Source organism: Gluconacetobacter tumulicola (genome assembly GCF_014174215.1).
Taxonomy (GTDB): domain Bacteria; phylum Pseudomonadota; class Alphaproteobacteria; order Acetobacterales; family Acetobacteraceae; genus Gluconacetobacter; species Gluconacetobacter tumulicola.
This window is the reverse complement of record NZ_JABEQL010000007.1, coordinates 90,848-102,499: the sequence shown is the minus strand read 5'-3', so window position 1 is coordinate 102,499 and position 11,652 is coordinate 90,848. Positions and strand designations below refer to the sequence as shown.

Sequence of the window (11,652 nt, the reverse complement as noted above, 5' to 3'; positions counted from 1 at the left end):
CCAACGCCCGACATCGTCCCTCTGCTACGCACGGTGCGGGGAGAGGTTCCGAAATTATATCGGATCAATATTTCGTCATTAAAATACTTTCATTATAGAATAAAAATATTTCATTATTATTGTAAAATATTTCACATCGACCCTCCTCTTCTCCGATATTTTCGATCATTACCGGATCGGCTGGAGAATGGACGATCCATCATCCTGCGAAGGCCGCAGAGAGAACTTTTCCCGCTCTCCGGCCTTGTCATCAGACGTCGTCTCGTCCTGACCGAAGGGCAGAAGGCGGCGCCGATCTGCTGCGAGCGGGAGCATGAACCATGCCGCGTGGCGATAAGTCCGCCTATACGGACAAGCAGAAGAGACAGGCCGAGCATATCGAGCAGAGCTATGAGCAGCGCGGCGTCAGCGAGGAGGAAGCCGAGCGCCGGGCATGGGCCACCGTCAACAAGGAAACCGGTGACGGCAAGAAGAGTGGCTCGGGACGAGGGCATGAGGTGACGCACGAGCCGTCTCGCAAGGGCGGCAGACTGGGGGGTGCGGCCTCCGCCCACCGATCGGCCGGGGAACGCTCGGCGTCCGCGAAGAAAGCTGCCGAGACCCGTAGGAAGAACGCGCAGAAATAGGGCATGGAGATCTGAAGCGGTGCGGGTTCAGCCTTGGTGTCCGAACACTCGGCGGAGTTCCTGCTTGGCGCGGTCGAGAACCCGGCGCCTCTCGGGAGGAAGCGAGCGCCCCGCCCTGTTGATGTAGAAAACCAGCATCGACATGGCAGAACGAAATGGCGTGGCCTTGCGGCGCGTGCTGGCCTCGGCGGACTGTTTCAGGGATTCCGCGATGCGGTGCGGGTCGTCGGATTTGAAGATATCGGGCTCGAGGTCGAGCGCATCGCTGTGGTGGGTCACCTCTGCCGACCAGCGTGCCGTCCTCGCGGGGTGGTCGACAGTCTTCCGGGCCGTCATGGAACGGCTCCTTTCCGCAGGCGGGCATGCCGTGGCCTCCGTTCCGATATGGGCAATCCCGTGGTGGAAACCAGTGTGTGAAGGAGGACCTAGCCATGGCACCGAGACTCTTCTGGACCGGCCATCTGAAGCTTTCCCTCGTGACCTGCGCCGTATCCATGACCCCTGCCACCACCGAGACGGAGCGCATCCGCTTTCACATGATGAGCCGCAGGACCGGCCATCGTGTGGTCGTGCAATATGGTGACGCCGCGACCGGCAAGCCGGTCGATGACGAGGACCTCGTGAAAGGCTACCCGCGCGGGGGCGACCAGTATGTGCTGCTGGAGGATGAGGAACTGGATTCCGTTGCCCTCGAAAGCACGCATGTCATCGATATCGAATGCTTCGTCGATGCCGGGGAAATCGGCTGGATCTGGTACGATACGCCCCATTACCTCATGCCCGACGACAAGGTCGGCGAGGAAGCATTTGCCGTCATTCGCGATGCCATGCGCCATACGGGCACGGTCGGCATCGCCCGACTGGTGCTGTATCGGCGGGAGCATGCCGTTCTGCTGGAGCCGCGCGGCAAGGGGATCGTGGTCTGGACGCTCCGCTATGGCGAGGAGGTTCGCGACCCGGGCGACTATGTGTCGGCGAACAAGATGCCGGAGCCGGACCGGCAGGATGTCACCCTGCTCGGGCAAGTGATTGGCGAGCGCATGCGGCCCTGGAACCCGGACATGATCCGCGACCCGGTACAGGCGCGCCTGCAAGGGATTATCGACGCCAAGAGGCGCGTCCGGCCGAAGACGCCGATCAACCGGAGTGCTACGGCGCCGGCCGATCACGTCGTGAACATCATGGACGCGCTCAAGGCGAGCCTGAAATCCGCGAAAGGCCATAAAGGCTAGGGCCGGTTACGCGAGCGGATGCCGCGCCGCGTGGAATCCCTCCCACGGGTCGGTACGCAGCGAGGAGAGCCGCGCCATCGCATTGCCCACCGTGAACTGCGCCGATCCGGTGATCTCCCCCAACTCGTCCCAGGCCAGCGGCATCGAGACGGGGGCGCCGGGGCGCGCGCGCGTGGAGTAAGGCGCCACCGAGGTCGCGCCACGCTGGTTGCGCAGATAATCGAGCAGGATTTTCCCGTGACGCTTCGATTTGGTGATGGTCGCGATAAACCGGTCCGGATGATCGGCGGCCATCGTCTGCGCCAGCGTTCGGGAGAAGGCCTTGGCCGTCTCCCAGTCCGCCTCGGGTTTCAGGGGGGCCACCACGTGCAGCCCCTTGCCGCCGGAGGTCTTGACGAAGGCCGTCAGGCCCGACGCCTCCAGGCGCTCGCGCACCTGCCGCGCCGCGTCGATGACCTGCGCCCATGCGACGCCCTCGCCGGGGTCGAGATCCATCACCAGTTCGTCGGGTCTTTCCCAGTCGCGGCAGGATGCGCCCCAGGGGTGGATTTCCAGCACCGCCGCTTGCACCAGCCCCATGAGGCCATCGAGATCGTGAATACCGATCAGATGCTCCTTCTCCTGGCTGGCAGGATCGTCCAGCGCCTGGATATGGGCGTTCATGCCCTTCCAGGCGTTCTTCTGAAAGAAACGTGGCCCCTCGATCCCTTCCGGGCATCGCAGCAGCGCCAGGGGCCGATCGACGATGAACGGCGCGATGCGCGGCCACATGGCGGCATAGTAATCGGCCAGCCCTTCCTTCGTGACGCCGGCATCCGGCCAGTATACGCGGTCCGGATGGGTCAGTGCGACGGTGCGTTTCTGCTCTGCCCCGGCTCTGCGGGGCGGTGGGTCCGACGCGGGCATTTCACGTACGATCTCCGCTGCTGGCTTGTCGTCACGGATACCACGAAAGGAAGCATGCCGAAGCCGGCCATCCGCCGTCCAGGCGCGGAATTCCACTTCCGCCACGCGCTCGGGACGCACATAGCGCACGCCGCGCGCTTCCGCCGCGGAAAGCCGGTCGATAAAGGGGTTTCCGGTCGTCCTGGTGACGTCCAGGGTGCGAAACAGATCCTCCGCCACAGGGGCCGAAAACCCGGTGCCGACGCGCCCGACATAGCGCAGTCCCTGCGCGTCATGCACGCCAAGCACCAGGGAGCCCACGCTCTTGTGGCCTGTGGTCGAAGGCACATAGCCGCCGATGACGAATTCCTGCCGCGCGGAGCATTTCGATTTGACCCAGATCCTGCCCCGACCGGAGCGATAGGGGGCGTCCGCCTGTTTGGACACGATACCTTCCAGGCCGAGGCGGCATGCGTGGCGCATGACCAGCGCGCCATCATCGGCAAAATCCTCGCTGAACCGCAGGATACCGGGCGTTTCCGGCATGAGGCGGCGCAGCGCGGTCTTGCGGTCGGTCAATGTCGCCGCACGAAGGTCCTGCCCGTCCAGGTAAAGCAGGTCGAAGGCATAGAAGACGAAACGGTCCGTCCGCCCTTCGCTGAGATCGGTCTGCAGCGCCGAAAAATCGCTGGCGCCCGAGCGGATTTCGACCACCAGTTCGCCGTCGATCAGGGCCGTCTGGACCGGCAGCGCCGCCAGCGCGTCGCAAACGGCGGAACCGAATTTCGCGGTCCAGTCCAGGCCGCTCCGTGTCAGGAGCTTGAGCATGCCCTGCTCGATCCGGGCCTCCAGCCGATAGCCGTCGAACTTGATTTCGTGAATCCAGCGCGGCCCCGAGGGTGGTCTGGCGACCAGGGTGGCCAAGGCGGGCTCGACGAACGCCGGCAGATCGCCGGGCTTTGCCCCCCTGATCTGCTGCGGGTCCTGAATGGTGGACGGCGCATCTTTCTGCGTTTTCGGTGCCGGTTCGGTTGCTTTTCGCGCTGTCTTCGTCCGCTCGGTTGGCGGCGCGCCGTTGGCGATCTCGGCGATCGTCCGGCCCGTTTTGACGGAATTGGGCTGCTCTTCGAGGATGTCCGGATCGGTGGGGCTCCGGGCCGCCTCGTCGTCGCCCTTGATCAGAAGCCAATTGTCGCGCTTGTCGCTTGGCCGGCCTTTCATCCGCACCAGATGCCAGCGCCCGGCGAGTTTCTCGCCGTGCAGTTCGAAGTCGAGATGGCCTTTGGACAACCCTTTTTCCGCGTCCTCGAGCGGCGTCCAGGTCCCGCGGTCCCACACCGCCACCGTCCCGCCGCCATATTGCCCCTTGGGGATCGTGCCCTCGAAATCCCCATAATCCAGCGGGTGGTCCTCGACATGGACCGCCAGGCGCTTTTCGCCCGGAATCAGGCTCGGCCCCCTGGTCACCGCCCAGCTTTTCAGGACGCCGCCCAGTTCAAGGCGAAAATCGTAATGCAGCCGCCGCGCGTCATGCTTCTGGACGACGAAACGGTGCCCCTCGGCCCGGCTGCCCTCCCCCGCCGGCTCCCGGGTCCGGGTGAAGTCGCGCTTCTGGCGGTAGGTCTCCAGTGCCATGGGTCAGCCCGCCTTGCGGCCCGGCGTGTGCCCGGAACGCGACCGGGTCTTTTTCCCGGCAGGGGGGCGTGCCGCGCCGGCACTCTCGCGCAGGGCGTCCATCAGGTTGATGATCTTGCCCTCGGCCGGGCGGGGCGGCGGCGCGGGCTTCCTTCCCTTCAGCTTGGCCTCGACCAGCGCGGCGAGGGCCGCCTCGTACCGGTCTTCGAATGCCGACGGGTCGAAATGGCCCTTCCTGGTGTCGATGATATGCGCCGCCAGATCCAGCATCTCCTGGGGCATATGGTGGTCGGGAATGTCCTTGAAGGCGTCCTGGGACGAGCGCACCTCGTCATCGAAATTCAGGGTCGTCGCGATCAGGATGTCCCCATAGGCCCTGATGAGCAGCGTGCGCACACGCCGGAACAGAACCGTCTGGGCCAGTGCCGCGACCTTCTGCTGATCGAGGCCCGCCCGGATCAGCGCGAACGCCTCTTCCGCCGCGGGGTCCGCAGGGCTGAGGTAATAGGGCCGGTCCAGATAGACGTCGTCGATCTCTTCGCAGCGGACGAAGGCGGAGACTGCGAGCATCTTGTCGCTGTCGGGCACGGCGGCCGCGACCTCTTCCGGATCGAGCAGAACGATGTCGCCGTTCTTCGTCTCGTATCCCTTGACCTGAACGTCCCGATCCACGTCGTCACCGGTTTCGCTGTCGACATAATGCCGATGCACCCGGTTCCCCGTCTCGCGGTTGATCAGGTGCAGGGCAATCCGTTCGGACGTCGACACCGCCGCAAAGAGCGCAACCGGGCAGGTCAGCTTCCCGATCCTGAGCGCGCCCTTCCAGCTTGCCCGCGGAACCATGGCCACATCCTCCTGTCCAGATGGACACCAGAACAACGCACCAGGGCAGACAAGCGTTGCGGGCCGCCCGAGCGGATCGCCGGACAGGCGTGCCGCTCCAGACGCGCTTCGGCCCCGGCCGATCGCCGATATGGACATCACCCTGAATCTCAATACATTCGTCAGTATCGGATCAGTGCCAACGCTCTCTTCAATCAGTATCTCGCGGCCAACGGGATCTTCAATGCCTTGCCAGGCCGGGGCCAGTATACCGGGATTTCTCCTTTCCACTCCACCGGAGGATATTGTTACGACCGCGTCGGGGTGATTTTCTGACAGCCGGTCCGGGTTGCCTCCGACAGACACAAAAGACGACGCATGCAGATGATGTTCAGGAGCATATTTGTGCCTTCCCTTCATAAAAAGTGGAAATCCGCGCTCTATCTCGGTGCTGTCTGCTCGTCCCTGGCCATGGGCGGCCGGGGATTGGCCGCCCCCGCGACGGGAACGGGCCAGGGCGAGATTCTCTGGGATACGTTCGGGGTCCCGCATGTCTATGCCCGGACCCAGGCCGGGGCCTTCTACGGTTTCGGATGGGCGCAGGCCCATAGCCACGCCGACATCCTGCTGCGCCTTTATGGAACGGCCCGTGGGCGGGCGGCGGAATATTGGGGGCCGAAAGAGGAAGAGTCCGACCGCTGGCTGCTTGCCAATGGTGTCTATGACCGCGCGAAGATCTGGTACACGCAGCAGACACCCGATTTCCGCAAGGACATGGATGCCTTCGCGCGCGGAATCAACGATTACGCAGCCAGCCACCCGAACGAAATCGTCAGCGACGTCAAACCCGTCCTGCCGGTCAGCGGCGTGGATGTCATTGCCCACGCCCTTCGCCTGATGAATTACGTCTATATCGCCGCCGAAGAGAAGATGCTGCCCGACCCGCCCGCGCGCGCGGCGGGCGGATCGAACGCCTGGGCCATCGCCCCCTCACGCACCACCGACGGCCACGCGGTGCTGCTGGCCAACCCGCATCTGCCGTGGGCCACGGCCTTCTACACCTATTACGAAGCCCAGATCAGCGGACCGGGATTCAGCATTTACGGCGCGACACAGGTGGGGCTGCCGATCCTGCGCTTCGCGTTTACCCAGGATGTCGCCTTCACCAACACCGTCAACACGATCCTGGGCGCCACCCGCTATACGCTGACGCCCGATGGCGACGGCTATCGTCTGGATGGCAGGAAGCACGCCTTTACGACGAAGACCCTGTCCTACAAAGTGAAGATGCCGGACGGAACGGTCGCGACGAAAAGCTTCGCGCAGCATTACGCCGTGCAGGGACCGGTTTTCAAACGGGCCGATGGCAGTTCCTTCGCCCTGTATGTGGCCGGCCTCGACCGTCCCGGCATGCTCCGGCAATATTGGGACATGGCGCTGGCGCATGATTTCGACCAGTTCCAGACGGCGCTCAAGAAGCTGCAGATTCCGATGTTCAACATCGTCTATGCGGATCGCGACGGCCATATCATGTATCTGGACAATGGAATCCTGCCGAAGCATGAAAGCGGGGATTTCAATGACTGGAACGACTACGTTCGCGGCGACACATCCGATAACATCCCCAAGGGCATCGTCGGCTACGAAGACCTTCCGAAAATCATCGATCCGTCGACCGGTTTCGTCCAGAATGCCAACGACCCGCCGTGGGTGGCAACCTATCCGCGCGTATTATACCCTCAGGCCTATCCGGCCTATGTCGCCGTGACGGGACCGATGACGTTCCGTGCCCAGATGTCGGCGACGATGCTGGCGGGCAACGACAAGATGTCGTTCGATGATATCGTGTCGAAAAAGCTCAATACGCACGCGCTTATGGCGCAGCGCGTATTGCCCGACCTTCTGGCCGCCGCCGCGCACGACAATCGCCGCGATGTCAGGGACGCCGTCCGGGTCCTGAGTGCCTGGGATGGCGCGGATGACGCCGACAGCAAAGGCGCCCTTCTGTTCGAGACCTGGGCCCGCCTGTTCATGGGCCCGAAACTTTCCGACCTCCGGAACTTCGCAACGCCATGGTCGCTGGAGGACCCGATCCACACCCCGGCGGGCCTGAAGAACCCGGCGCAGGCCGTGGACCTGCTCGCACAGGCTGCCGTTGAGACGCGACGGCTTTATGGTGCGATCGATCGGCCCCTGGGGGAGGTCTCGCGCTTTCATCTGGGCAATGTGAACCTGCCGGGCAATGGAGGGTTCGGGAACACCGGAATCTTCCGCACCATCACCTGGGGGCCGATGAAAGACGGTGAACGGACACCGTTCCATGGCGAAACCTGGGTGTCTCTCGTCAGCTTCTCCACCCCGATGAGGGCAAAGGGATTGCTGAGCTACGGCAATTCCAGCCAGCCGGGCTCGCCACATCACACCGACCAGTTGTCCTATCTCAGCAACAAGACCCTGCGCGACCTGTGGCTGACGCGCGACGAGGTGGAGAAGCACGTCGAATATATCGATCAACTCCGCTGACGCGCTTTTCCTTCCCTGTTTTCACGGAAAGAAACGGCCAGGGCGGCCGGGTGAACCGGCTGCCCCCTGCCCGGCAAGGCCACGCCTGTCACAGGCCGCGACGTGTTGGAGACGGCATGATCGATTAACTTCACCCATCACGTCATTGACGATTTCTCGCTGGTTCTGCCGTCACGCACAGCCCACGCTGCACGCGACACCAGACCAGGACAAGACATGGCTCAGGATCGGTACATCAAGCTCGGCTTCATCCTCCATGGGGTCGGACGGACCTGGGACGATTGGCGCCACCCTGACCGCGACATCCGCGCCAGCACAAACATCCGTTTCTACCGCCAGCAGGCGCAGACGGCGGAACGGGGGAAGTTCGATTTCCTCTTCGTTGCCGACAGCCTGTCGATCAACGAGAAATCGAGCCCGCATTACCTCAACCGGTTCGAGCCGCTGACCATCCTCTCGGCGCTGGCGGCCTCGACGGAGCATATCGGCCTGGTGGGCACGCTGAGCGTGAGCTATTCCGAGCCCTTCAACGTGGCCCGGCAATTCGCCTCGCTGGATCATATCAGCGGCGGCCGGGCCGGATGGAATGTCGTGACCTCCTGGCTGGGGGACACCGCCGCCAATTTCAGCCGTGCCGCCCACCCGTCCCACCATGACCGCTACCGCATTGCCGCCGAACATCTGGCGGTGGTGCAGGGGCTATGGGACAGTTGGGAAGATGACGCGCTGGTGGGTGACAAGGCACACGGCGTCTTTCTGGACCCCGCCAAGCTGCATCGCCTGGACCATGCCGGCCCGTATTTCCAGGTGCGGGGCCCGCTGAATATCGGCCGCTCGCGGCAGGGGCAGCCGGTCATCTTCCAGGCGGGTGCGTCGGAGGACGGGCGCGATTTCGCGGCCCGGCATGCCGAGGTGGTCTTTTGCGGCCCGCAGGATCTGGAGGAAGCCCAGGCCTATTACCGTGACGTCAAGGCACGGGCTGCACGGTTGCGGCAGGATGGCGGCCTGCCGCTGATCCTGCCCGGCATTGCGCCGATCGTGGGCCGGACGGACGAAGACGCCGAAGGGCTCTACCAGGAACTGGTCGCCCTGACCTCGCTGGACACCGGGCTCGGTTTCCTGTCGCGGGCTTTCAGCGACCATGATTTCCGCGCTTACGACCTGGACGACCCGTTTCCCGACGTTGCCGCGATCGGGCAGCAGAGCAATCAGAGCGCCGCGCAGCGCATCCTGGCGCGCGTGCGGCACGGCAACCTGTCCATCCGGCAGATCGCCAGGGAACTGGCGACCCCACGGGGCGATTTCGTCGGCGGTCCGCAGACTGTGGCCGATGCCCTGCAACGCTGGGTGGAACAGGGCGGTGCGGACGGTTTCAATCTGTTCGAGCCGCTGCCCGGGCAACTTGAAGCCTTCGTGGACCTGGTCGTCCCGATCCTTCAGGAACGCGGGCTCCTCCGCCACGACTATGCGCATACGACGCTGCGCGGCAATCTCGGCCTGTCATATCCGATCAACCGTCATGCGGTGGACAAAAAGAAACGGGCCGGATGACCGTGCCGGAGGCGACCGGAACCGGCACGATCGAGACATGTGCGTCCACCACTCCGACCCGTCGACAGGTCCTCGCCACGCTGGGCGCCGCGTCTTTCCTTCCCTCTCTGGTACTGGAGCGGCCTCGCGCATGGGCGGACACGCCGCTGCGGATCGGCGACCAGAAAGGCGGTGCGCGTTCGCTGCTGGAGGCGGCAGGCAAGACGGCCAATGGCACCCTGCCCGTGCAATGGAGCCTGTTCGCCGGTGCGCCGATGCTGATACAGGCCCTGGCCGCGAATGCCGTGGACGCCGGGGTGATTGGAGACGCGCCCCTTGTCTTCGCCCAGGCGGGTGGCGTGCCGGTAAAGGCGATTGCCGGCATCCAGACCGATGGCACGACCACCGCCATTGTCGTGGCGAAGGATAGCCCGCTCCGGAACGTGCGCGACCTGAAGGGGAAGCGCGTGGCGACCCTGCGCGCCCAGACCGGCCATTACCTGACCCTGGCCGCCCTGCGCGCGGCGGGCATGAAGGATGATGACGTCGCATTCGTCTTCATCCCGCCGGTTTCGGCCAAGCTGGCACTTCAGACCGGTGCCGTCGATGCCTGGGCCAGTTGGGGCCCCTATATCTCGGACGCGAAGATCGCCGATGGCGCGCGTGAGATCGTCAATGGCGGCAGCCTGATGAGCGGCCTCAGCTACGTCGTGGCAACCGAAGCCGCGCTGCGGGGCAGACGGGAAAGCCTGACGACCTATCTTCGCCGTTTCCGCGCCGCGCATCGGTGGATGCTGACGCATCAGGACATCTATGCCGAGGTCTGGGGCCGCGATGTCGGCCTGCCGCTTCCCGTCGCCCGCGATGTCGTCAGGGGCCTGGCCGGCACCGTCGCGCCCCTTTCCCCCGACATCATCGCCAAACAGCAGCATGTCTCCGATTTCATGACCGAGACCCGCATGGTCCCGCGGCGGCTCGACACCGCCAGCATCGTCGATTCCAGCTTCACCTTCCAGCCCTGAACGGCACCCGCGCCATGACCGCTCCCGGATGTTCCTTCGCCCTCGGCGCCTGCGCCGTTCAGGCAACCGATTGCGCCGTCTGCTCCGCCGCGACCAGGGCCCGTACGCGCGGAATCAGTTCGCGTCCATAGACATACGTATCGGCGAGCGGATCGAACCCACGAATGAGGAAGGTTGAAATGCCCAACCGGTAATAATCCAGAAGGGCGTCGGCCACCTGATCGGGCGTGCCGACCAGCGAGGTCGAGTTCCATCGCCCGCCGGTCACGGCGGCGACGCCGGTCCATAGCCGCTTGTCCAGCCGCTCGCCCCGGGCGACCAGGGCACGCAGGCGGCGCGAGCCCTCGTTGGTCGGCAAGCTGTCCACCGTGGGTCTGCTCCCCGCGATATCCAGCACAGCCGATGTGCCTGACGGCGCCGCCTCGGCCTGCAACGCAACAATCCGTTCGCGGATCTGCCCGGCCCGCGCCCAGGCCTCGTCCTCGGTATCGGCAAGGACGGGGCGCAGGGACAGTGAGAAGCGGGGCGACGGCCGGCCATGCTCTGCCGCAGCGGCGCGCACGCGCGCGATCACTCCCGCAACCTCGTCATAGGTTTCGCCCCACAGGGCATAGGCATCGGCATGGCGCCCCGCGACACGGATCGCCGCATCGGACGCCCCGCCGAAATAGATCGGGATACCGGAGGGACGAAAGGGCCCCACTTGCGACTGCGCGCCATGAATCCGGTAAAATTCGCCTTCGTGATCGAACGGCGCCCGGGACGTCCACTCCCGCCGGAGGATCTCCAGATATTCGTCGGTTCGGGCGTAGCGCAGCTCCTTCGTCGTGTCGTCTCCATCAGCACGCAACTCGACATCGTTACCGCCCGTGATGATATGCACGGCGACCCGTCCCCGCGTGAGATGATCCAGCGTTGCGAACTGCCGCGCCGCCAATGTCGGGGCGACAAAGCCCGGCCGGTGTGCGATCAGCACCCCCAGCCGCCGTGTGGCGGCGGCGGCATGCTGCGCGATCAGGATGCTGTCGGGCGATGTGGAATGAAACGCTACCAGGACCCGATCGAAACCGGCCTGTTCATGCAGGGTGGCCGTCGCCGCGATATAGTCGGGATCGACCACAGGGCCGACGGGCGGCATGGTTTCCGACTGATTGCGCCCGCTGACATAACCAATAAATTCCACAGACATGTCGCATTTCCTGACACCGGATTCCGGTGTTCCAGAATACGTCACCCAGGACCGGATTGTCCCGATAGTACGACACAAGTCTGGAATTGAAATTCCTCAAGGATAGTATCTTCGACATCAGTTTTTGAATTTCTTTTCAAGTCCAAGGAAAAACGTGATTTTTTGAAAAAAGAAAAGACAGCATCAAA

9 protein-coding genes are annotated in these 11,652 nt (G+C 64.1%); 5 read left to right on the top strand and 4 right to left on the bottom strand.

What is annotated here, in order from left to right; genetic code table 11:
- The first annotated feature begins 320 nt into the window (after nucleotides 1-320).
- On the top strand, nucleotides 321-626 hold the full coding sequence (locus HLH29_RS07365) for a plasmid stabilization protein (RefSeq protein WP_182965298.1): 306 nt from the start codon (nucleotides 321-323) through the stop codon (nucleotides 624-626).
- 27 nt (nucleotides 627-653) lie between these two features.
- Here HLH29_RS07365 and HLH29_RS07360 read toward each other — a convergent pair whose 3' ends face one another.
- Entirely contained in the window at nucleotides 654-962 is a 309-nt protein-coding gene (locus HLH29_RS07360) for a DUF3175 domain-containing protein (RefSeq protein ID WP_182965296.1), read from the bottom strand.
- A gap of 95 nt (nucleotides 963-1,057) precedes the next feature.
- Here HLH29_RS07360 and ku (HLH29_RS07355) point away from each other — a divergent pair, with 95 nt between their 5' ends.
- The gene (ku, locus tag HLH29_RS07355) at nucleotides 1,058-1,858 is read left to right on the top strand and encodes a non-homologous end joining protein Ku (protein WP_182965294.1); all 801 of its coding nucleotides are present in this window, start codon (nucleotides 1,058-1,060) and stop codon (nucleotides 1,856-1,858) included.
- A gap of 6 nt (nucleotides 1,859-1,864) precedes the next feature.
- On the opposite strand, the gene ligD is transcribed toward ku (HLH29_RS07355), so the two are convergent.
- Complete coding sequence (gene ligD, locus HLH29_RS07350; protein WP_182965292.1) at nucleotides 1,865-4,378, bottom strand: DNA ligase D; 2,514 nt, start codon at nucleotides 4,376-4,378, stop codon at nucleotides 1,865-1,867.
- A gap of 3 nt (nucleotides 4,379-4,381) precedes the next feature.
- Complete coding sequence (ku, locus tag HLH29_RS07345; RefSeq protein WP_182965290.1) at nucleotides 4,382-5,221, bottom strand: non-homologous end joining protein Ku; 840 nt, start codon at nucleotides 5,219-5,221, stop codon at nucleotides 4,382-4,384.
- A gap of 384 nt (nucleotides 5,222-5,605) precedes the next feature.
- Here ku (HLH29_RS07345) and HLH29_RS07340 point away from each other — a divergent pair, with 384 nt between their 5' ends.
- From HLH29_RS07340 to HLH29_RS07330, 3 genes are all read left to right on the top strand, one after another.
- Nucleotides 5,606-7,723 (top strand): penicillin acylase family protein, encoded by a 2,118-nt coding sequence (locus tag HLH29_RS07340; protein WP_220791421.1) that lies wholly within the window; start codon nucleotides 5,606-5,608, stop codon nucleotides 7,721-7,723.
- Nucleotides 7,724-7,939: 216 nt separating this feature from the next.
- Nucleotides 7,940-9,274, top strand: coding sequence for an LLM class flavin-dependent oxidoreductase (locus HLH29_RS07335; RefSeq protein ID WP_182965287.1), 1,335 nt, complete (start codon nucleotides 7,940-7,942; stop codon nucleotides 9,272-9,274).
- A complete protein-coding gene (locus tag HLH29_RS07330) occupies nucleotides 9,271-10,275 on the top strand; it encodes an ABC transporter substrate-binding protein (protein ID WP_182965286.1) in 1,005 nt (334 codons plus the stop codon). The genes HLH29_RS07335 and HLH29_RS07330 overlap by 4 nt, the downstream gene beginning before the upstream one ends.
- Before the next feature lie 58 nt (nucleotides 10,276-10,333).
- Here HLH29_RS07330 and HLH29_RS07325 read toward each other — a convergent pair whose 3' ends face one another.
- Nucleotides 10,334-11,464 (bottom strand): LLM class flavin-dependent oxidoreductase, encoded by a 1,131-nt coding sequence (locus HLH29_RS07325; RefSeq protein ID WP_182965285.1) that lies wholly within the window; start codon nucleotides 11,462-11,464, stop codon nucleotides 10,334-10,336.
- Between the last annotated feature and the right edge of the window lie 188 nt (nucleotides 11,465-11,652).

Bases quoted from the DNA above. Each gene is read 5' to 3' on its own strand.
- HLH29_RS07360 (WP_182965296.1), bottom strand. From the start codon at position 962: ATGACGGCCCGGAAGACTGTCGACCACCCCGCGAGGACGGCACGCTGG.
- HLH29_RS07325 (WP_182965285.1), bottom strand. From the start codon at position 11,464: ATGTCTGTGGAATTTATTGGTTATGTCAGCGGGCGCAATCAGTCGGAA.
- HLH29_RS07335 (WP_182965287.1), top strand. From the start codon at position 7,940: ATGGCTCAGGATCGGTACATCAAGCTCGGCTTCATCCTCCATGGGGTC.
- ku (WP_182965294.1), top strand. From the start codon at position 1,058: ATGGCACCGAGACTCTTCTGGACCGGCCATCTGAAGCTTTCCCTCGTG.
- ligD (WP_182965292.1), bottom strand. From the start codon at position 4,378: ATGGCACTGGAGACCTACCGCCAGAAGCGCGACTTCACCCGGACCCGG.
- HLH29_RS07365 (WP_182965298.1), top strand. From the start codon at position 321: ATGCCGCGTGGCGATAAGTCCGCCTATACGGACAAGCAGAAGAGACAG.
- HLH29_RS07330 (WP_182965286.1), top strand. From the start codon at position 9,271: ATGACCGTGCCGGAGGCGACCGGAACCGGCACGATCGAGACATGTGCG.
- ku (WP_182965290.1), bottom strand. From the start codon at position 5,221: ATGGTTCCGCGGGCAAGCTGGAAGGGCGCGCTCAGGATCGGGAAGCTG.